The organism is Streptomyces sp. NBC_00631 (assembly GCF_045206895.1).
Classification (GTDB): Bacteria; Actinomycetota; Actinomycetes; order Streptomycetales; family Streptomycetaceae; genus Streptomyces.
On record NZ_CP107734.1, the window covers coordinates 2,049,087 to 2,069,275 of the forward strand.

At 73.7% G+C, this 20,189-nt stretch carries 17 protein-coding genes and 1 pseudogene; 11 read left to right on the plus strand and 7 right to left on the minus strand.

Going from position 1 to position 20,189, the window contains the following annotated elements:
- Nucleotides 1-108: 108 nt before the first annotated feature.
- The 3 genes from OHB00_RS09440 to OHB00_RS09450 all read left to right on the plus strand — a co-directional run bounded on the left by OHB00_RS09440 (nucleotide 109) and on the right by OHB00_RS09450 (nucleotide 5,720).
- Nucleotides 109-1,518 carry an SWIM zinc finger family protein gene (locus OHB00_RS09440; RefSeq protein ID WP_406433177.1) on the plus strand — a complete coding sequence of 470 codons (1,410 nt, stop codon included), beginning with the start codon at nucleotides 109-111 and terminating at the stop codon, nucleotides 1,516-1,518.
- Nucleotides 1,518-4,196, plus strand: coding sequence for a DUF6493 family protein (locus tag OHB00_RS09445; RefSeq protein ID WP_406433179.1), 2,679 nt, complete (start codon nucleotides 1,518-1,520; stop codon nucleotides 4,194-4,196). The genes OHB00_RS09440 and OHB00_RS09445 overlap by 1 nt, the downstream gene beginning before the upstream one ends.
- A 72-nt stretch (nucleotides 4,197-4,268) precedes the next feature.
- Nucleotides 4,269-5,720, plus strand: a complete 1,452-nt coding sequence (locus tag OHB00_RS09450) for a GNAT family N-acetyltransferase (protein ID WP_406433181.1) — start codon at nucleotides 4,269-4,271, stop codon at nucleotides 5,718-5,720.
- 91 nt (nucleotides 5,721-5,811) lie between these two features.
- Here OHB00_RS09450 and OHB00_RS09455 read toward each other — a convergent pair whose 3' ends face one another.
- Complete coding sequence (locus OHB00_RS09455; RefSeq protein ID WP_406433183.1) at nucleotides 5,812-6,990, minus strand: trans-sulfuration enzyme family protein; 1,179 nt, start codon at nucleotides 6,988-6,990, stop codon at nucleotides 5,812-5,814.
- A 59-nt stretch (nucleotides 6,991-7,049) separates the two neighbouring features.
- On the opposite strand from OHB00_RS09455, the gene OHB00_RS09460 reads away from it, so the two are divergent.
- From OHB00_RS09460 to OHB00_RS09480, 5 genes and pseudogenes are all read left to right on the plus strand, one after another.
- A complete protein-coding gene (locus tag OHB00_RS09460; RefSeq protein WP_406433185.1) occupies nucleotides 7,050-7,541 on the plus strand; it encodes an Lrp/AsnC family transcriptional regulator in 492 nt (163 codons plus the stop codon).
- Between the two features lie 33 nt (nucleotides 7,542-7,574).
- A complete protein-coding gene (locus OHB00_RS09465; RefSeq protein ID WP_406433187.1) occupies nucleotides 7,575-9,263 on the plus strand; it encodes a DUF885 domain-containing protein in 1,689 nt (562 codons plus the stop codon).
- A 129-nt stretch (nucleotides 9,264-9,392) separates the two neighbouring features.
- Nucleotides 9,393-10,067, plus strand: coding sequence for a hypothetical protein (locus tag OHB00_RS09470; RefSeq protein WP_406433189.1), 675 nt, complete (start codon nucleotides 9,393-9,395; stop codon nucleotides 10,065-10,067).
- Nucleotides 10,068-10,213: 146 nt separating this feature from the next.
- A complete protein-coding gene (locus OHB00_RS09475; RefSeq protein WP_406445695.1) occupies nucleotides 10,214-10,441 on the plus strand; it encodes a ferredoxin in 228 nt (75 codons plus the stop codon).
- Nucleotides 10,428-10,619 (plus strand): annotated as a pseudogene (locus OHB00_RS09480) (FAD-dependent oxidoreductase); the annotation flags it as partial. The gene OHB00_RS09475 and the pseudogene OHB00_RS09480, both read left to right, overlap by 14 nt.
- Before the next feature lie 46 nt (nucleotides 10,620-10,665).
- Here the strand turns inward: OHB00_RS09480 and OHB00_RS09485 are convergent.
- Together OHB00_RS09485 and OHB00_RS09490 are read right to left on the minus strand one after the other, a co-directional pair.
- Nucleotides 10,666-11,181 (minus strand): immunity 21 family protein, encoded by a 516-nt coding sequence (locus OHB00_RS09485; protein WP_406433191.1) that lies wholly within the window; start codon nucleotides 11,179-11,181, stop codon nucleotides 10,666-10,668.
- 47 nt (nucleotides 11,182-11,228) lie between these two features.
- On the minus strand, nucleotides 11,229-11,705 hold the full coding sequence (locus tag OHB00_RS09490) for a rhodanese-like domain-containing protein (RefSeq protein WP_406433193.1): 477 nt from the start codon (nucleotides 11,703-11,705) through the stop codon (nucleotides 11,229-11,231).
- A gap of 133 nt (nucleotides 11,706-11,838) precedes the next feature.
- Here OHB00_RS09490 and OHB00_RS09495 point away from each other — a divergent pair, with 133 nt between their 5' ends.
- Nucleotides 11,839-12,285 (plus strand): Lrp/AsnC family transcriptional regulator, encoded by a 447-nt coding sequence (locus OHB00_RS09495; RefSeq protein WP_406433195.1) that lies wholly within the window; start codon nucleotides 11,839-11,841, stop codon nucleotides 12,283-12,285.
- A gap of 171 nt (nucleotides 12,286-12,456) precedes the next feature.
- Here the strand turns inward: OHB00_RS09495 and OHB00_RS09500 are convergent, their stop codons facing one another.
- Both OHB00_RS09500 and OHB00_RS09505 read right to left on the minus strand, forming a co-directional pair.
- A complete protein-coding gene (locus OHB00_RS09500) occupies nucleotides 12,457-15,447 on the minus strand; it encodes an AAA family ATPase (RefSeq protein ID WP_406433197.1) in 2,991 nt (996 codons plus the stop codon).
- An 82-nt stretch (nucleotides 15,448-15,529) separates the two neighbouring features.
- Nucleotides 15,530-16,693, minus strand: a complete 1,164-nt coding sequence (locus OHB00_RS09505; protein ID WP_406433199.1) for an exonuclease SbcCD subunit D — start codon at nucleotides 16,691-16,693, stop codon at nucleotides 15,530-15,532.
- 710 nt (nucleotides 16,694-17,403) lie between these two features.
- Here OHB00_RS09505 and OHB00_RS09510 point away from each other — a divergent pair.
- Both OHB00_RS09510 and OHB00_RS09515 read left to right on the plus strand, forming a co-directional pair.
- On the plus strand, nucleotides 17,404-17,778 hold the full coding sequence (locus tag OHB00_RS09510) for a hypothetical protein (RefSeq protein ID WP_406433201.1): 375 nt from the start codon (nucleotides 17,404-17,406) through the stop codon (nucleotides 17,776-17,778).
- Between the two features lie 201 nt (nucleotides 17,779-17,979).
- Nucleotides 17,980-18,345 carry an ArsR/SmtB family transcription factor gene (locus OHB00_RS09515; protein WP_406433203.1) on the plus strand — a complete coding sequence of 122 codons (366 nt, stop codon included), beginning with the start codon at nucleotides 17,980-17,982 and terminating at the stop codon, nucleotides 18,343-18,345.
- 49 nt (nucleotides 18,346-18,394) lie between these two features.
- Here the strand turns inward: OHB00_RS09515 and OHB00_RS09520 are convergent, their stop codons facing one another.
- Both OHB00_RS09520 and OHB00_RS09525 read right to left on the minus strand, forming a co-directional pair.
- The gene (locus OHB00_RS09520) at nucleotides 18,395-19,156 is read right to left on the minus strand and encodes a cupin (RefSeq protein ID WP_406433205.1); all 762 of its coding nucleotides are present in this window, start codon (nucleotides 19,154-19,156) and stop codon (nucleotides 18,395-18,397) included.
- Complete coding sequence (locus OHB00_RS09525; protein WP_406433207.1) at nucleotides 19,150-20,076, minus strand: PmoA family protein; 927 nt, start codon at nucleotides 20,074-20,076, stop codon at nucleotides 19,150-19,152. The genes OHB00_RS09520 and OHB00_RS09525 overlap by 7 nt, the downstream gene beginning before the upstream one ends.
- Between the last annotated feature and the right edge of the window lie 113 nt (nucleotides 20,077-20,189).

The following is a 20,189-nucleotide window of genomic DNA, read 5'->3' on the forward strand; positions in this document are numbered from 1 at the left end:
CCTGCCGCGGCTTCCGGCACGGTTCCTTCCACATCTTCGAACCGGCCCGCGCGTAGAGGTTCTCGCAGGTCAGGGCAATTGTCAGTGGTCGCCTCTACGGTTTTTCCCATGACGCGATCCGCACAGGCCGTGGCCTATCGCCAACCCTCCGTGCTGCGCTCCGGCGCGGGCGGCCGCCACCTCGGACTTGAGACCTCCCGGGGTGCGACGCCGACCGGGGTCGAGGACCATCCGCGGTTCTTCGCGGGTTTTCTGACCTCGCCTCAGGTGGCCGCGGCCGGCCTGCTCGCGGTGGCCGACGTGGCGGCAGCGCGGTACTTCCAGCCGCAGTTGCGCGCCTCGCTGGACCCGGTGGTGACGGGCAACGGCGACCGGCTGCGCTTCGAGTCCTTCTCGGGCTGCGGCGGGGTGTACGCCCGGCTGGACGTCCTCGGCCCGGGGCTGGACGGCGGCGAGGTGGGCCACGGCACGACGAACGTCGACGTCAACAACCCGCTGCGGGAGGCGCTTTCCCGGGTCGGCTCGGATGATCCGCTCCATCTGCGGGTCGGGCCGGAGGAGTTGGCGGTCACCACACTGGACGGCCCGGTGCTGGAGAAGAAGGTGCCGCTCCCGGACCGCTGGCTGCGCGGCTTCGCCGAGGCCCAGGTGACGGCGGCGGGGTTCGATCTGCGGGCCGAGCTGCCGGCGGACGAGGCGGTGCGGTTCCTGCGCTCGCTGCCCCTCGGCGGCACCGCTCGCCGGGGCGCGGCCGGTCCCCGCTGGGTGGTGCCGGCGGGCCGGGGGCTGCGGCCGACCACCCGTCCGGTGCCGGGCGCGGTGTGCCTGCCGGGACCGGAGCGGCTGGGCGCGCTCCAACGGGTGCTGCGTCACGCGACGGCCCTGCGCGTCTACGGCCCGCAGGGCGCCCTCGCCACCTCCGGCACGGCCGCGGCCTGGGAGGTCGTGCTGCAGGGCATGCGGCTGACGCTGACCCTGTCGCCGGACCCGGCCCGGGGGTTCTCGGGCGAGGGTGGCGTGCTGGACGCGCTCGCCACCGACGAGGCCGCCGAGGACGCGGAGCTGATCGCGGTTCTGCTGGCCTGGGAGCCGCGCGTCGACGTCGCCGACCTGGCGGCCTCCGCCGGGCTCACCCCGGAGCGGGTCCGCGCGGCCCTGATCCGACTCGGCACCTCGGGACGCGTCGGCTACGACACGGCGGAGGCCGCCTACTTCCACCGCGAACTGCCGTACGACGCGGGGCGCGTGGAGCGGCACAATCCCCGGCTGCGCTCCGCCCGGGCGCTGGTGGCCGCGGGCGCGGTGGCCCTGGCCGGCGAGCTGGGCACGGTGACGGCCGAGGACGGTCATGTGCACCGGGTGCGGGCCGCGGCCGCAGGGGTGCTGAGCTGCAGTTGTCCGTGGTGGGCGAAGTACCGGGGCGGGCGCGGCCCGTGCAAGCACGCGCTGGCGGTGCGGATGGCACGGCGGGGGGCCGCGGCGGGACAGGACTTGGCGGAGATCGGCGGGGGTGCGTGATGAGCGCGGTGCTGGAGGCGGTACGGGCGGGGCGTGTCGGGCAGACGGCCCTCCTGGTGAAGAAGTTGACGGATGCCGAACGACGGGCGCTGCTGCCCGAGTTGCAGGCCCTGCGCAGGGAGTTGCGGGCCGCGCCGTGGGAGAGCCGGTCCGAGCGCGGCTTTCCGGCGCTCCAGGTGGCCGGGGCGATGTGCCAGTCGGGGGCCGCGGCCGCCGCGACCTGGATCGCCGGAGCCGACATGCGCCGGCGGCAGGCGCCGGCGGACATCCTGCTGAAGGTGCTGGCGGACCGGGACACCGGCTGGCAGGCCGACGTGGCCCGCCGGCTTGCCGCGCGGCCGGTCTCCGCGGACGTGCCGTTCCCGCTGATGGCGGGACTCGTGCGCCGGTCCGGGTGCGATGTCCCGGTGACGGACGCCTATGTGGTCGGCTGGGTCCGGTACATCGGCCACACCTGGGACCGCGTCCCCCTCGTCGACCGGCTGCGTGCCGAGCCGGACCTCGCACCGCTGGTGAACGGCCTGTTCGAGCTCTCCGATCTCGGCGAGGTCCGCTGGCTGTTCGGTGAGGGTCCCGGTTCCTGGCAGAGCGCCCTCGCCGAGCTCACCGACGCGGGCGTGCTGGAGCGAAAGGCCGTGGTCGACGCCTGTGTGGCCCGGTTGCTGCGCGGTGGCGGCCCGACCGACCACCGCGTCTTCCTGCCGCTGCTGGGCAAGCTCGCCCTCACCCGGGACGAGCAGTGCGAGCGTGTCGCCGACTGGACGGCCCTGGCCCGGGACGCCGCCTCCCCGGTCGCCGCCCATGCCCAGTCGGTCCTCGCCGCCCTCGCGCTCGACGGCGGCCTCAGCCCACGGCAGCTCGCCGAGGCCTCCGAAGGACTGCTGTTCCGCACCGAGAAGAAGCTGGTGCGTGCCCAACTGGTGCTGCTCGGCAAGGTACTCGCCCGCCAGGTGTCCTCGGCCGCTGAGCTGCTGCCGGCCGTGGCCCAGGCGTTCGGGCACGAGGACACCCAGGTACAGGAGCGGGCGCTGAAGCTGGTCGAGCGGCATGCCGGGCTGCTCGACGGCGCCCCTGCGGCCCGGTCCGACGTCGGCGTCGCGGCCGAGCGGTTGAGTCCGGCCCTGCGCGTCCGGGCGGCCGCCACCCTGGGGATCGCGCCCGCGCCGCCGCCCGAGGCGTACGAGGAGGTGCTGCCGCCGGCCCCGGAGCCGTTCCGGCTCGCACCGGCGCCGGACTCGGCGGTGGAACTCGCCGAGGAGGTCGGCGCCCTGCTCGCGTCCGACGGGGACGTGGCCGCGTTCGAGCGGGCGCTGGACGGTCTGGCCCGCCACGCGCACCGTGACCAGGGGGCGTTGCGGGAGGCACTCGAACCGGTGGTGGCGACCCGCTGGTGGCGGCAGCCCGAGTCGCACGGCCGGCGGGACACCGAGGAGCACTTCGCCCCTGCCCGCCGCGGCCTCCTCGCCACCGAGGGCGGCCTCGAACTGGTCCTGGCCACGCTGTACGGGGCCGTCAGCACGGCCACCCTGCTCGCCGGGCTGCGGGGCGGACCGGCCGACCACGACTGCGCGCGCCACGGGTTCTCCCGGGTCCTCGACGTCCGGTTGCGTGAACTGGCCCACCGGATACGCACGGACCCGCAGCCGTTGCTCCTGGCCACGCCGTCGTGGAGCACCGGGCTCCTGGAGCCGGCCGAGCTGGTCGACCGGCTCGACACCTACCGTCGCCTCGGCGCCCGGGTGGGCGAGGTCGACTTCGCCCAGGCCATGCTGCGGGTCCGGCGCGAGGACCGTACGGCGGCCCTGGCCGCCGCCGGGCGCGCGAGCGAACTCGGCACGCCGGAAGGCGAGCGGCTCGCCCGCTGGCTGTCCGCCGGGCCCACCCTGCCCGGCTCCGACCGCCGGACATCGGGTCCGCGCATCCTGATCGAGTCCGCCGAGGTCCAGGAACTCCGGACGGACTTCCCCGAGGCGTTCCGGCGGCTGGGCCGGCCGTTCACGTCGTCCGACGCGGTCCGCTACTGCTACCACTGGGGCCAGGAGAACCACCAGCACTGGCTGGCCACACTTCCGGAGCTGCGCGAACTCGTCGCCGTACGGCTGGTGCACGATCTCTCCGAGGCCGCCCTGGACGACGGGCGGGGCACGGCCGCCGTCCTCCCCCTGCTCGCCGAGTCCGGTGGGGCCGCGGGCGAGAGCACGCACCTGTGCGTGGCGTACGGGCTGGGCGCCCGGCGTCCGGAGGACCGGCTGGCCGCGGTGGACGCGCTGCTGGTGCTCGCCGCGCGCGGACAGCTCGACGCGGAGCGGCTGGGGGCCGACCTCGGGCAACTGGTCCGGCGCGGTGCGGTGAAGCCGCTGCGGCTGGCCGAGTCGGCCCGGACGGCGGCGGCCACCGGGGCCGACGCGACGATATGGGAGACGCTCCGGCACACCCTGCCCGTGCTGCTCGCCGACCTCGCGACCGGGGGGACCGCGAGCGGCCCGGGGACGGCCCGTGGACTCGGGGAGCTGCTCTCGGTCGCCGCCGACTGCGCCGAGCGGTCCGGGGCCCGGGGTGAACTGCCCCATCTCTCCGGGGCGGCGGACCGGCGCGGCTCGGCGCGGCTGGTGGTCCAGGCCCGTCGGCTGCGGGACGCGCTTGCCCCGGCGACAACTGTAGAAAACGCAACAAAATAAACGTAAGCATGCTTTACCCATCGGTCACAACACGTTCGTGATCACGCAACACCGTTGCTTCACAGTGGCTGCATGAATCGAGACATGTGTGATGTGACGCGCAGGCGGAACGGACGCCCCGTGCACCACTGGCGGCGCGACGTCGTCGAACTCGCCGCCCTGTTCACGGCCGTCGCGGTGGCGGACGCGGTGGCCAACCTGATCGGTCACGGACCCGACGGTCCGGCGCTGCTGGTGATCTCGGCGCTGGTGCTGGCGGCGACCGCGGGCTTCCACGTCTGGTGGGCGAGGCGCCCAGGTCACGCACCGCCGGTGCCGGACACCGATACCGGCGCCCGGCAGGCCGTCACCGAGACACGGCAGGCCGGGCCCGGCGCGGACACCTCGGAGACCGGGGACCTGGCGAGCACGCTGTGGCGACTGCGGACGACGGTGCGGGACGAGCCCGGTTCGCTGGCCGCGCTGTGCGCCGCGCTCGCCGGGTACCGGGTGGACATCCTGAGCCTGCAGACGCATCCGCTGGCCGACGGCACGGTGGACGAGTTCCTGCTGCGGGCGCCGGGGGAACTGATCGCCGGCGAGATCACGCGGGCGGTCGCGCTGGCCGGGGGCACGGACACCTGGATCGAGCGGGCCGACGCCCACGATCTGGTGGACGCGCCGACCCGGGTCCTGGGCCTGGCCACCCGCACCGCGCTGGACGCGGCGGAACTTCCGCTGGCCCTCCGGCAGTTGTTGGGGAGGTGCACGATCCGCTCACTCCCCGCCCACCCGGTCGGCGGGGCCCGGAGCCCCGAGACGGTTCCCGTCGAGGGGGCGCTGGAGGACACCGTGATGCGGCTGCGCGCGCCGGAGGGGGGAGTGATCACCGTGGAGCGGCCGTATCTCCCGTTCACGCCGACCGAGTTCGCGCGGGCGCGGGCGCTGGTGGAGCTGGACGCCCGGCTCGGGCCGCGCATCCCGCGCGGCCAGGACGTGGTCGCGTTGCCCGCGGGCAACGCGATCACCGTGCGCCGGGCCGACACCGGTGACGTGGAGGCGGCGAAGGCGATGCACGAGCGCTGCTCGACGCGGACGCTCGGGCTGCGCTATCACGGGCCGGTCGGGGACGCGGACCGTTACCTGAACCACCTGCTCAGCCCGCGCTTCGGCCGGACGCTGGCCGTGCAGACCGCGTCCGGCCGGATCGTCGGCCTCGGGCATCTGCTGTGGGACGGGGACGAGACCGAGGTGGCGCTGCTCGTCGAGGACGCGTGGCAGCGGCGGGGCATCGGCGGCGAGCTGCTGTCCCGGCTGGTGGGGATGGCCGTGGAGGCGGGCTGCGAGAGCGTGTACGCGGTGACGCAGGCGTCCAACACGGGGATGGTGGCGGCGATGCGGGGGCTGGGGTTGCCGCTCGACTATCAGATCGAGGAGGGGACGCTGGTCATCACGGCGCGGCTGGCGGCGGAGCCGGGTCAGGCCGTGACTGCCGCGGGGTGGCTTTCGAGCGCGGGTGAGTTGGGGAACGCCGAAGCGCCGTAGAGCCCGAGGTGGTCCGGTGGCTGCGGGTGTGTATGGGGGCTGGTCGCGCAGTTCCCCGCGCCCCTTTCGGGGCGCTCCAGCTGACGGGGCGCTAAAACATCCCCAGCGCCCCGTCCAGGTCCGCCCACAGATCGTCCACGCCCTCCAGGCCCACCGAAAGCCGCAGCAGTCCGTCGCTCACCCCGGCACCCCGGCGGTCGTCGGCGTCGACGACGCGGTGGCTGATGGACGCCGGGTGCTGGATGAGGGTGTCGACGCTGCCGAGGCTGACCGCCGGGGTGATCAGCCGTACTCGGGAAATCACCTCGTGCGGGTCGTCATGGACCTCGAAGGCGATCATCGCGCCACCCAGCCGGGGGTAGTGGACGCGGGCGACGCGAGGGTCGGCGGTGAGGCGGTGGACCAGTTCGGCGGCGCTGGTGGAGGCGGCGCGGACCCGTATGGGGAGCGTGGACAGGCCGCGCAGCAGCAGGTAGCCGGCGAGCGGGTGCAGGACGCCGCCGGTCGCGAACCGTATCCTGCGCAGCTGCCCGGCGAACTCCTCGTCGCAGGCGACCACTCCGGCCAGTACGTCGCCGTGGCCGCCGAGGTACTTGGTGGCGCTGTGCAGCACGAGCCGTGCGCCGAGTTCGGCGGGGCGCTGCAGCACGGGGGTGGCGAAGGTGTTGTCGGCGAGCAGCGGCACCGTGCCGCAGGCGTGGGCGACGGCCCCCAGGTCGAGTTCGGCGAGGGTCGGGTTGGCCGGGGACTCGACCAGTACCAGGCCGGTGTCGGGGCGCAGCGCGTCGGTGATGCCGGCCGGGTCGGTCCAGGTGACCTCGGTGCCGAGGAGTCCGGCGGTGAGGAGGTGGTCGCTGCAGCCGTACAGGGGCCGTACCGCGACGACATGGCGCAGGCCGGTCGTGGCGCGGGCGAGGAGGACGGCGGACAGCGCGGCCATGCCGCTGGCGAAGGCGACCGCGGACTCGGTGCCCTCCAGACGGGCCAGGGCGGTCTCGAAGCGGGCGACCGTCGGGTTGCCGAGGCGGCCGTAGACCGGCGGCCCCGCCGGGTCCGCGCCGTCGGCGGCGAAGGCGTCGATGCGGGCGGCCTCGGCGCGGCTGTCGTACGACGGGTACGTGGTGGACAGGTCGATCGGCGGGGCGTGCAGGCCCTGGCGGGCAAGGTCGTCGCGGCCGGCGTGCACGGCCTCGGTGGCCAGGGCTCGCGGTGCGCGGGAGACGGGGCCGCGGGCGGTCGCCGGGTCGTCGTAGGTGCTTGCTGTGTCCATGACGGCAGGGTGAACAACCGACGGGGTGTGCGGGGTGAACCCCGTGTTACGTTCGGGCAGTGGCCGATTCTGTCGTACTGGATCCGGTCGATCTGCATCTGCTGCGGCTGCTGCAGAACGACGCCCGGACCACCTACCGCGATCTCGCCGCCCAGGTGGGCGTGGCGCCGTCGACCTGCCTGGACCGGGTGACCCGGCTGCGCCGCTCGGGGGTGATCCTCGGGCATCGTCTTGAGCTCGATCCGGCCAGGCTCGGGCGGGGTCTGGAGGCGCTGCTGTCGGTGCAGGTCAGGCCGCACCGGCGGGAGTTGGTGGGACCCTTCGTGGAGCGGATCAGAGCGCTGCCGGAGTCGCGGACCGTGTTCCATCTGACGGGTCCCGACGACTACCTCGTGCATGTGGCCGTGGCGGACATGGCGGACCTGCAACGCCTGGTCCTGGACGAGTTCACGGCGCGTCGGGAGGTGGCCCGGGTGGAGACCCGGCTGATCTTCCAGCAGTGGGAGTGCGGGCCGCTGCTTCCGCCGGTGTCGCCGGCTCAATCCCCGTGACGCGCGGTGGTCCGTCGTACGAGGATGGACCGCATGTCACAGACCAACACCCCGCTGCCCCGTCAGGTCGCCGACACCTTCGTCGACGAGCTCATCGCCCTCGATCCGATCACCGGTACTTTCCTCGGCGACCAGGAGAGTTCGAGCCGGCTGCCCGACACCTCACCGGCCGGCGCCCAGGCGCTGGCCCGGCTCCAGCGCGAGACCCTGGCCAAGCTCGACGAGGCCGAACGGCAGCCCGGTGCGGACAGTGACATCGAGCGTCGCTGCGCACGCCTGCTGCGCGAGCGGCTGAGCGCCTCCCTCGCCGTGCACGAGGCCGGCGAGAGCCTGCGTTCGGTCAGCAACCTGAGCTCGGCCGCGCACGCGGTGCGCCAGGTGTTCACGGTGACGCCCACCGCCACCGAGGCGGACTGGACGGCGGTCGCCGAGCGGCTGCGCGCGGTCCCGGGCGCCCTGGAGGGCTACCGGCAGTCCCTCGAACTCGGCCTGGACCGGAAGCTGTTCGGCGGTCCGCGGGCCACCGCCACCTTCGTCGGGCAGCTCGGCGAGTGGGCCGACACGGGCGACGGCAAGGGCTGGTTCGAGCAGTTCGCGGCGTCCGGTCCGGAGGCGCTGCGGGCCGAGCTGGACGCGGCGGCCCGCTCGGCCACCGAGGCCGTGGTGGCGCTGCGCGACTGGATGCGGGACGTGTATGCGCCCGCGGTCGAGGGCGCGCCCGACGTGGTGGGCCGGGAGCGGTACGCCCGCTGGGTCCGCTACTTCAACGGCACCGACCTCGATCTGGACGAGGCGTACGCGTACGGCTGGTCCGAGTACCACCGGCTGCTGGGTGAGATGAAGGCCGAGGCCGAGAAGATCCTGCCCGGCGCTGCCACCCCGTGGGTGGCGCTGGCGCACCTGGACGAGCAGGGCACCCACATCGAGGGCGTCGACGAGGTGCGCGGCTGGCTGCAGTCGGTGATGGACGAGGCCATCGAGAAGCTGGACGGCACCCACTTCGACCTGGCCGAGCGGGTGCGCCGGGTGGAGTCCCGGATCGCTCCGCCCGGCAGCGCGGCGGCGCCGTACTACACGCCGCCGTCGGACGACTTCTCCCGCCCGGGCATCACCTGGCTGCCGACCATGGGCCAGACCCGGTTCCCGGTCTACGACCTCGTCTCGACCTGGTACCACGAGGGAGTGCCGGGCCACCACCTCCAGCTGGCGCAGTGGAAGCACATCGCCGAGGACCTCTCCCGCTACCAGGCCAGCGTGGGCATGGTCAGCGCCAACGCCGAGGGCTGGGCGCTGTACGCGGAGCGGCTGATGGACGAGCTGGGCTTCCTCACCGACCCGGAGCGGCGCCTCGGCTACCTGGACGCACAGATGATGCGGGCCGCGCGGGTCATCATCGACATCGGCATGCACCTGGAGCTGACGATCCCCGACGACTCCCCCTTCCACCCCGGGGAGCGCTGGACGCCCGCGCTGGCGCAGGAGTTCTTCGGCGCGCACAGCAGCCGGCCCGCGGACTTCGTGGAGAGCGAGCTGACCCGCTACCTGTCGATGCCGGGGCAGGCCATCGGTTACAAGCTGGGCGAGCGGGCCTGGCTGCTGGGCCGGGAGAAGGCCCGGGAGCGGCAGGGTGCCGGCTTCGACCTCAAGTCCTGGCACATGGCGGCCCTGTCGCAGGGTTCGCTGGGCCTGGACGACCTGGTGGACGAGCTGTCGCAGCTCTGACGCCACCGGCCTGCGCGTGACGTCGCGCTCCTGCGCCGGTCTGCCGTTCGGGGGTGCTCCGGTGGCGGCGGCCGGTGACAGGAGGCTTGCTGGTGCCGGGAGCCACCGGACACGGGAAGCGAGCCGCGCATGCAGACCTCCACGCCCCCACCACGGGAACCGTTGCAGACCCCTCGCGCCGCCGGAGTGGCCGGGATCGTCTTCGCGCTGCTGCTCGCCGCCGCCATGGTGCTGATCCGGCTGGGCATCCCGCAGGGCGCCGACGCGGTCACCGCCCAGCAGCCGGATCCGGCCCGGCGCGGCGCCGTGCACGTGGCCCTCCTGCTGGTGCCGTTCGCCGGCATCTTCTTCCTGTGGTTCGTCGGCGTCGTCCGCTCGCATGTCGGCGACGCCGAGGACCGGTTCATGGCGACCGTGTTCCTCGGCAGCGGCCTGGTCTTCACGGCCACCATGTTCGCCGCCGCCGCGGTGGCCGCGGCCGTGCTCGACACCGCGCATCCGGCGGGTACCTCACCGTCCCGGCCCACCTGGGACTTCGGCCAGCACCTCGCGTACACGCTGATGACCGGGTACGCGATGCGGATGGCGGCCGTCTTCGTCTGTTCCGCCTCGGTGATCGGCCACCGCCTGGGCATCCTGCCGCGCCGGCTCACGCTGCTGGGCTTCCTCACCACCCTGGCCCTGCTGTTCCTGTCGTCCACCGTGCCCTGGGCCGAGCTGGTGTTCCCGGCCTGGTCGCTGCTTCTCAGCGCGTACATCGTCGGGGTGAGCTTCCGCCGCTCCGCCGCGGCTCCGGCGGCCTGACGGCTCGCTCACCCGATCGGCGGCTCCGGCGCGCGGCGGCCGGGCCCGGCTCTCATGCTGGCGTGCGAGGAGTTCTCCGCCGTCCAGGACTGGAACGACGGACCGCGGTACGCACCGGACCTGGCCACCGGAAGGGCGGAGCCATGATGCGCCTTGTCGTCGACCTCAACGGATGCCAGGGATACGCGCAGTGCGCGTTCCTCGCGCCGGACGTCTTCACCATGCACGGCGAGGAGTCGCTGGTCTACAACCCGCAGGCCGAGCAGGAGCAGCGGGAGCGGGTGGCGCGGGCCGTCGCCGCCTGCCCGGGGCAGGCGATCACCGCCGACGGACTGGACGGATCAGCGGGAGGCACCTCCGATGCCGCCCACTGACTATCTCGACTGGCTGCGGCGCGAGGGCCGGATCGTGATCGTGGGTGCCTCGCTGGCCGGACTGCGGGGTGCCGAGACGCTGCGCGCCGAGCGGTTCGGCGGCGAACTCACCCTGATCGGCGACGAACCGTACGAGCCCTACGACCGGCCGCCGCTGTCCAACGCGGTGCTGCGCGGCCCGCGTCACCTCGGCATCGCGATCGACGGCGTGAAGTGACGGCTCGTCAGGACGGAATCCGGCGCAACTGCACCAGGCCCAGCCAGGTTTCCGGGCCGGGTCTGGCGTAGGCGGCGCGCACCGTGTAGGTGCCGGGCTCCAGTGCGACCCGCAGATGCTCTCCGCCCTGGGCCTCACCGCCCGGCCAGGCGGAGTCGAACAGGACGACGGGGCCCGGGACCCGCCAGCGGATCTCGTTCTCCCAGACGGCGCCGTCGAGGGCGGCCGGCACCTGTGCGAGGAGTTCCTCCTCCGAGTTGGCGGCCGACCACCGTACGAAGGTGCCGTGGTCCGGCAGGAAGGACGTCGAGGCGGGTTCGTCGCCGAGGACCAGGGCGGTGCTGTCGCCGACCGGGAGCAGTCCGACGTAGCCGTCGACCTCGCAGGCCCGGTCGTAGTCGGTGGCCAGCTCCTCACTGTCGGCGCCGGCCCAGAACGGCAGGACCGTCTCCGGGACCGCGACGAGCGGGCCGCCGCCCGACTCCACCCACTCCACCGCGCCGGGATCCGCATATCGAGTCATGGGGCGAACTTACACGTACAGCGACGGCACAGGTTCGCCTCCGGGAATCAGCAACCGCAGTCACCGCCCTCCACGGGTGCGGTCAGCGCGTCCGGGACCCGGCGCTCACGTCCCCGCCAGGTCTCGAACTCGAAGCCCTCACGCACCCAGTACTCGAATCCGCCGAGCATCTCCTTGACCCGGTAGCCGAGTTCGGCCAGCGCCAGGGCGGCACGAGTCGCGCCGTTGCAGCCGGGACCCCAGCAGTACGTCACCACGGGCACGGTCGGGTCGAGGAGTCCGGCCGCCTGCTCGGGAACGAGCGCGGTGGGCAGGTGGACGGCGCCGGGGATGTGGCCCTGGTCCCAGGCTTCGGTGGAGCGGGAGTCCAGGACGACGAAGCCCGGGTCCCCGTCGGCGGCCAGGGCGGCGGCCACGTCGGAGACGTCGGCGTGGAAGGCGAGGCTCGCCCGGAAGTGGGCGGCGGCCTCGGCGGGGGCGGCCGGGGCGACGCGCAGGACGGGGTTGACGGTGCCGGTTGTCATGTCGGGCCTTTCGCTGACCGCCGATGCGGCGGATCTCCATGCCCGGAAATCTACGGCCGTGCCCCGTCCTCCTGAAGACGTGATCCCCGGCCATGCACTTGTCCGGCCGGGGATTCCCTGTTATCCATCCCCCATGACCGAGTTTTCCCCGGACGCCACCGACCGCCGCATCCTCGACGTCCTCCAGCACGAGGGCCGGGCGAGCTTCGCCGAGCTGGCCCGGGCCGTGGCGATGTCCCCGAGCGCGGTGACCGAGCGGGTGCGCCGGCTTGAGGAGTCGGGCGTGATCCAGGGGTACGCGGCGGTGGTGGACCCGGAGCGCCTCGGCCTGCCGATCCTCGCCTTCGTCCGGCTGCGCTATCCGAACGGCAACTACAAGCCCTTCCACGACCTGGTCGACACCACCCCCGAGATCCTGGAGGCGCACCACGTCACGGGCGACGACTGCTTCGTCATCAAGGTCACCGCCCGCTCCATGCGCCACCTGGAGGAGGTCTCCGGCCGCATCGGCACCCTCGGCTCGGTCACGACGAGCGTCGTCTACTCCTCACCACTCCCCCGCCGGGCCGTCGCCATGTGAGTGTTCCGCCGCAAGTGCCACGCCGGGCCTTCGGTCGCCTCCGGCGCCGTCGTGGCTGGTGGCTCCCCCACGTTCTCGGCTTCGCTCGAACCCGGGGGGACCCCCGTCGCGGCGGCAGCCGCACATCCCATACAGCCCCGCGCCCCTTTCGGGCGCTTCGCCGGGCGCCGCTCAGACCCCACGCAGCCGCAGCGCCGAGCCCGATCTCTCCTTCACGACCTCCAGTTGGGCGTGGATGCGGCGGCGCAGGTCGGGGACGTGGCTGACGATGCCGACGCTCCGGTCGCGTTCGCGGAGGGAGTCGAGGACGTCGAGGACCTCGTCCAGGGTCTGGTCGTCGAGGCTGCCGAAGCCCTCGTCGATGAAGAGGGTGTCGAGGCGGACGCCGCCGGCCTCGTCGGTGACGACGTCCGCGAGGCCGAGGGCGAGCGCGAGGGAGGCGAAGAAGGTCTCGCCGCCGGAGAGGGTGGCGGTGTCCCGCTCGCGTCCGGTCCAGGCGTCGACGACGTGCAGTCCGAGGCCGCTGCGGCCGCGCCCGGTGCGGTCGTCGGAGTGGACCAGGGTGTAACGGCCGGACGACATGCGCTGCAGGCGTACGGTCGCGGCGGCGGCGACCTGTTCCAGGCGGGCGGCCAGCACGTACGACTCCAGGCGCATCCGGCGCTCGTTGTCGGCGGAGGTACCGGCGGTGAGCCCGGCCAGCCGGGCGACCCGGTCGTACTCCTCACGCAACGGGGCCAGTTGACGTACGCCCTCGGTGGCGTGGGCGGACAGCCGGTCGAGTTCGGCGCAGCAGCGGGCGGCCCGGTCGCGGGCGGAGGCGGCGTCACGCAGGTGCCGGGCGGCCAGGGCGGCGGTGCGCTCCGCCGCGTCGGGGTCGGCGGGCGGCTGCTGGGCGGCGGCCGCGGTGTCGGCCTCCGCCAGTACGGCACGCACCGCGGCCTCCTCGGACTGCCACTCGTCCAGGCGCCGCTGGAGTTCCCGGTGGGCGGTGTCGTCGAGAAGGGCGGCGGCCGCGGCCTGCGGGGTGTCGAAACCGGCCCGGTAGGCGGCGTCGGCGAGCCGGGCGTCGGTGTCCTTCAGCTGCCGGGCGGTGTCCTCCGCGGCGCGCGCGGTGTCGGCGGCGTCGGTGAGCAGCGCCACCTGCCGCTCCAGTTCGGCGGCCCGCGCGGAGACGCTGGCGGCGCCTCCGCGTGCCTGGGCCAACTCCGCTTCCAGGGCGGCCTGTTCCGCATCGATGCCCTCGCGTCTGGTCAGACGTGCGGCGGCCCGGACCTCGGCCTGCTGCCGCTCGGCCAGCCGCCGTTCGCGCTCCTGCTCCGCGAGCCGCAGCTCCTCGTGCGCCGCGTGCAGGGCGGAGCCGGCCCGCCGGGCGTGGGCGTACTCCCGCTCCAGCTCATCGGCCTCGGCGGCAAGTCGGGCGGTCGGAATGTCACCCGCCTCGGCGGTGGCGGCGGCCAGGGCCTCGCGTACGGTGGCGAGCCGCCGCTCGTCCCGGGCGCGCTGCTCGTCGGCGCGCTGAAGGGCGGCGAGCGCGCGCTCCTCGGCCTCGCGGTCCACGTGACCCGCGAACTTCTCGGCCGGCGCCGGGTGTTCGGTGGCCCCGCAGACCGCGCACGGCTCGCCCTCGGTGAGCTCTGCGGCCAGCTCGGCGGCGATGCCGTTCAGCCGCTGTTCCTTGAGGTCGAGCCAGTGCGTCCGTGCCTCGACGGCCCGTTGCGCGGCGGCGAGGGCCGTGCGCTGGGCCTCGTCGGTGTCGCGGCCCAGCTCGTCCCGCAGCCGAGCCGCCGCCACCCGCCGGCGGGCGGGATCACGCTGCACGGCGAGCTGCTCGGCGCGGGTCGCGGACTCCTGGGCGGAGTCGGCACGGGACTGCAGCCCGGCACGTGTGGTGTCCCAGTCGGCGAGCCAGCTCTCGGCCTCGCGCCGGACGTCCTCGTCGTCCCGCTCCTGCCGGTCAAGACGGCCGCGCTCGTCGACCACCTCGGTGAGCCGTCGCTCGGCCCGGCGCGCGGACTCCAGTGCGCCCAGCTCCTCGGCGGCCCGGCGGGCAGCGGAGGCGAGCCCTGCCGCCCCGGCTCCCGCGAGGGTCTCCGGCAGCAGCGCCCGGGCGCGTACCTCGGCGGCGGCCGCTTCACGATGTCCCGCCTCGGCGGCCGCCCGCAGCTCCAGCGCCGGCGCCACCGCTTCCGCCTTCCGCGCCCGCTCCATCCGCGCCTGCGCCGCCCGGTGGTCCCCGGCCCGCTCCTGAAGCCCTGCGGCGCGCTGCCGCGCCTGAGCGAACCGCGCCTGCAGCCGCGCCAGTTCGCGGGCGTCGGCCCACGCACGGTCGGCCGCGAACTGGGCCGACTCGGCGGCGGCGAGCCGGCAGTGGGCGACAGCGAGGCGCTCCCGTGCGGTGCTGCGGGCCACCGCCGCGGCGGCGAGGACGGCCGAGGCCAGGCCGGGCTCGCCCGGGGCCAGGTCCGGCAGTTCCATCACGTCGCCGGCTTCCTGCTGCATGCGGTGCGCGTCGGCCAGCAGCTGGGAGTCGCCGTCCCGGACCCGGGCCTCGGTCGTCCTGCGGCGCTCGGCGAGTCGCTTCTCGACGTCGGCGAAGCGCTGCGTGTCGAAGAGCCGGCCGAGCAGCTGGCCCCGCGCGCCGGCGTCGGCGCGCAGGAACCGGGCGAAGTCTCCCTGCGGCAACAGGACGACCTGGCAGAACTGCTCGCGGCTCATGCCGAGCAGCTGGCTGATCTCCTCGCCGATCTCCTGGTGGGAGCGGCTGAGGTCCTTCCAGGCGCCGGCCGGCGCGTCGTACTCGCGCAGCCAGGTCTGGGCCTTGTCCAGGGTGGTGCCCGCGCCGCGCTTCTTGGGGCGCTCCCAGGGCGGCTGCCGGGTTATCTCCAACCGGCGTCCGGCGACGGTGAGTTCGAGGCGGACCTCGGTGCGGGTGGCCGGGTCGGCGTGGTCGCTGCGCAGGGTGAGGCCCTGGCCGCTCTGCCGGGCGCCGGGGACGGTGCCGTAGAGGGCGTAGCAGACGGCGTCCAGGACGGAGGTCTTGCCGGCGCCGGTCGGGCCGTGCAGGAGGAAGAGCCCGGCCGCGCAGAGCGCGTCGAAGTCGACGCTCTGGGAGGCGCCGAAGGGGCCGAAGGCGGTGATGTCGAGCCGGTGCAGCCTCATGCGGCCACCTCCGTGAGGTGGCGCGGATGTGAGTGCGGACGCGGGTACGCCGCCAGGAGGGCGTGCGGATGGTCGCGGTCGGTCACCGGGCCACCTCGCGTACCGCGCCGTCCGCGCGCACCGCGTCGAACGCCTCGTCCAGGACGGCCAGTTCGCGTGTGTCGGGGCCCGCGCCGCGCACGTGGGCGACGAAGTCCTCGGCGATCTGCCGGTCGGTGCGGCCGGCCAGACGCCGGGCGTAGGAGACGTCCGGGTCGTCCGGGGCCCGGTCGGGGGCGAAGACCAGGCTGAGGGTGTGCGGGAAGCGGTCGGTGAGGCGGGCCATGGGGTCGGCGGGGCGGACCGGGTCGGTGAGGGTGGCCTCGACCCAGGCGTCCTCGTGGGGGGTGAGGGCGGGGTCGGCGAGGAGGTCGTCCAGGGTGCCGCGGAGGCGGGCCAGCGGGCGCGGCACCGGGCAGTCGAGGCGTTCGGCGGTGACCGTGCCGTCGGCGGCGAGGTCGATGAGCCACATGCTCTTGCGGTGGCCGGCCTCGGAGAAGGAGTACGCCAGCGGGGAGCCGGAGTAGCGGACGCGTTCGGTGAGGGTCTGGCAGCCGTGCAGGTGACCGAGGGCCACGTAGTCGACGCCGTCGAAGACGCCGGCCGGCACGGCGGCCACTCCGCCGACGGTGATGTCCCGTTCGCTGTCGCTGGGCTCGCCGCCCGTGACGAAGGCGTGTGCGAGGACGACGGAGCGGGTGCCGGGCGCGCGGGCGGCGAGGTCGGCGCGGACCCGGTCCATGGCGGCGGCCAGCACGGTCTCGTGCCCGGCCCGGTCGACCGCGAACTCGTCCTTGACCAGGGCGGGTTCGAGATACGGCAGACCGTAGAAGGCGACGTCCCCGAAGGCATCGGTGAGCACCACCGGGGTGCCGCAGGCCGACGGCTCGGTGCGCAGGTGGATGCCGGCGCGGTCGATGAGTCCGGCGCCGACGCCGAGGCGGCGGGCGGAGTCGTGGTTGCCGGAGATCATCACCGTGGGCACGCCGAGGTCGGCGAGTCGGTGCAGGGCCTCGTCGAAGAGTTCGACCGCGGCGAGCGGCGGCACCGCGCGGTCGTACACGTCTCCCGCCACCACCACGGCGTCGACGGCGTGCTCGCGCACGGTCGCCACGAGGTGGCCGATGTACTCGGCCTGGGCGCCGAGCATGTTCACGCGGTGGAACGCCCGGCCCAGATGCCAGTCGGAAGTGTGCAGGATTCTCATGAAACCACCCCGACCCGCACGATTACCCCAATTGCACCTGTTCGACCCGAAACCAGCACGGGTCCTCCCCGTCACCGCCTGCCACGCTAACGCATTTCACCCCCTGGCCCACCACTCACCTCGGATCACCTGCTCCTGGATGCGGAACGCGCGGGCAACAGGGCTCACTTCCGCTCAGTCTTCAGGAACGGTTCGACCACTGTTCCGGCAAGCGGCTCCGCGACCGCCTGGTCCACGAGGACGCCGAGTCCGTCCGCGCCCATCGCTCGCCTGGTCCCGGACCACCGCCCGGGAACACCGCCTGGTCGTGATCAACCGCTCCGGCAGCCCGCCCAGGGGCGGGTACCCCTGCCCTGGGACGAACTGCGCGGGCACTCCTGCCGGCTGACCGGCCTGCTCGACGACAGCACCTACGACCGGGAGGGCGACGAACTGGTCGACCCGGGCCTGTTCGCGGCGCTCGGCGCCTGGCGCGTGCACCTGCTCCCGCTCCCCCGGTAGCCGACGGAAGGCCCTGGCTTCAGCTTCGCCCACTCTCGAACCAGTTTCCGTCGCTCAAACGATCCAAGGGCGCAGCCCTTCGGTCATCATGCGTCAGACACAGAGACGCCGTCACGGCGCCGCTCCCACCGGCTTACGGTCCGTGCATCGGACGGGGACGTCGAGAGCCGGTCCCCGTCGCAACCGGCATCCGAAGGGGAGGCGCCGTCATGGCGAGCGTGGAAGTGTCGATGAAGGAAATGATGACCTCGGTCGAAGGGGCCCTGGGGGCCGCGGTCGTCGACTACACCAGCGGCATGGCGCTGGGAACGCTGGGCGGGGGCAAGGACCTCGATCTGACCATCGCCGCGGCCGGGAACACGGACGTCATCCGGGCCAAGGTGCGCACGATGGAACAACTGGGCCTCAAGAGCCGGATCGAGGACATCCTCATCACCCTCGAAAGGCAGTATCACCTCATCCGTCTGATCACCGGCCGCAGCGGGAACGGGTTGTTCCTCTACCTGGTTCTCGACAAGGAGCGTTCGAACCTCGCCATGGCCCGCCACCAGTTGAAGCGGGTCGAGGAACAGCTTGAGGTCTAGAGGCGATCCCGAGCCCGGGGTTCTGTGCGCCCACGATGTGAAAACTTCTTCAAGTGACCACATCAGCATGATTCCAATTCGTGCCTGCACCAGGCCCCGGGCGGCGAGGATCGGCTGTGACGGGCCGATGCGGCGGTGCCGCAAGGCGCCGCCGTCCCCCGACGTCCCCACCCGACTCGACCCGGCAGAGAGCGAGCAGTCATGCAAGTCCCCCTCTACCAGGCCAAGGCGGACTTCTTCCGCATGCTCGGGCATCCCGTACGGATCAGGGTCCTGGAACTGCTCCAGCACGGGCCGGTTCCGGTACGGGACCTCCTCGCCGACATCGAGATCGAGCCGTCCAGTCTTTCGCAGCAGTTGGCCGTGCTGCGCCGCTCCGGCATCGTGGTGTCCATCCGGGAGGGTTCCACCGTCAGCTACGCGCTGGCCGGCGGCGATGTCGCCGACCTGCTGCGCGCGGCCCGCCGTATCCTCACCGAACTGCTCAACGGGCAGAACGTGCTCCTCGCCGAACTCAGGCAGGCCGACGCGTCCGCCGCGCCCCTGTCCGCCAACAACCGCGGCTGACCGGCACCGCGAACCGCACCGCCCGCCTGGGCCCGCTGGGAGACCTCGGCTACTCGCCGCCGTACGGGAGCGTCGTCCCCGGCAGGTTGTACTCGTCACGGCGGCCGCACATACCGAACCCCCCGAGCCGGGTGGGCGCGGTCTCGTACGTGGTCGCCTCGCCGAGGTACGACGGCTCGCCGGCCAGCAGCGCGTCCAGTTGGGCACCGGTGCGCTCGGCGGTGGCCAGCGCGCCGGCCCGCCACAGCTCGCGCCAGCGCGGCACCTTCTCGCGCACCAGCCGGGCGGCGGCTCGCTGGAACTCCGCGTAAGGGCCGCTGTCTCCGGCGACCAGTGCCTCGCGCAGGCCGAGGTAGCCCTCGACTGCGAGGTCCCGGCGCCCGCGGGCGGCCTGCTCCACCTCGGCTCCCGTGCCCGACGGCAACGTTGCCAGGGCCGCGTACCGTTCGGGGTCGGCGAGGACGTCGGGCGGGAAGGTGAAGACGGCGTCCCCGGCCTCGGGCAGCCCGCTGTTCTGCATCAGCACGGTGATGCGCAGGTCGCCGCCCTGCACCATGCGGTGCACGGTGCCCGGGGTGAACCAGGCGACGGCTCCGGGCTCCAGCGGGATGTCCCGGTAGCCGTCGGGGCTGAGGGTCTGCACGGCACCCCGGCCGCCGGTGACGACGTACGCCTCCGTGCACACCAGGTGCAGATGCGGGCTGCCGCCACAGACGCCGTCGGCGGCCTCCCAGTCGTAGGCGCTGAGGTGCGACAGGCCGATGGCGCCGGGGAGGGGGCGGGGCAGAGCGGGCTCGGGCGTGCTCACCACGGCAGGCTCTCCAGGTGTGCGGCGACGCGCTCGGCGTCCCAGGCGCCGTCGGCGAAGACGATCCGGTAGCGGTAGGTGAAGGACTCGCCGGGCGGCAGGGCGAACTCCTCGAAGAACGCCCAGGAGAACGCTGCCGTGGGGATCGGTTCCGCGCGCACGAACCAGTGCGACTCGTGGATCGCCGTCCGCGGATCGAGGTTCTCGGGCGCGTGGGCGAAGACGATCGTGGAGTGTCCGTCCACCTCGTCGTGCTCGGTGGTGCAGGCGAGCCAGGGGCCCTGGGTGCCCATCAGTTTCTCGGCGCCGGTGACGGTGTCCGGGCCGAACGCGGTACCGCCGGTGAAGTCACGGGGGCCGCGCCACTGCAGGCCGGTGTATCCGGCCATCTCGCGCCCTGCGGTGGTGGGGGAACCGAAGGTCAGCGGCTCGTCACGGATGTTGGTGAGGTGGATCGACCAGTCGAGCGCCCAGGCACCGGCCCGCTCGTCGACGGAGTGGACGGTGAGCCCGCGCACCTCCCGCGCCCACTCCGCGCCGCCGTGCTCGACCCAGGTCAGCCGCTCGGTGACGGCGAGCCGGTCGTCCGCGACGGCGAACTCGGTGAAGCCGTCGTGCCGCATCGAGCCGACCCGCTCCGGCAGCACCTGGTAGCCCTCGCCGTGGACATAGGTGTTGCCGCCCCAGAAGTTCTGCCCGGAGAGGTGGCTGGCCGTCATCTGGAGGCCCTTGTGCCAGCGGTGGTCGCTCGGCCGGTAGCCGGTGACGGTGCGGCCCGCGAGGGTGCGCACCGGGTGAGCGTACGGTTTGCGGGCCTCGTACGCCTCCGGATCGGGCCGGTAGACGTACCTGAGGATCTCGGTGCCGTCCGGTGCCGCGACCGCGAAGTGCTCGCCGTGGACGTGGCTGACGCGGATGCTCATGCGCGCTCCTCGGTGGGGGCCCGGTGGGCGTGTGGGGCGTGACGGGGGGTGACGCGGGGAAAGCGCTTGCCCCCTGAGGGACCCTAGATCCGGAGGAATGTCAGGACAACCCC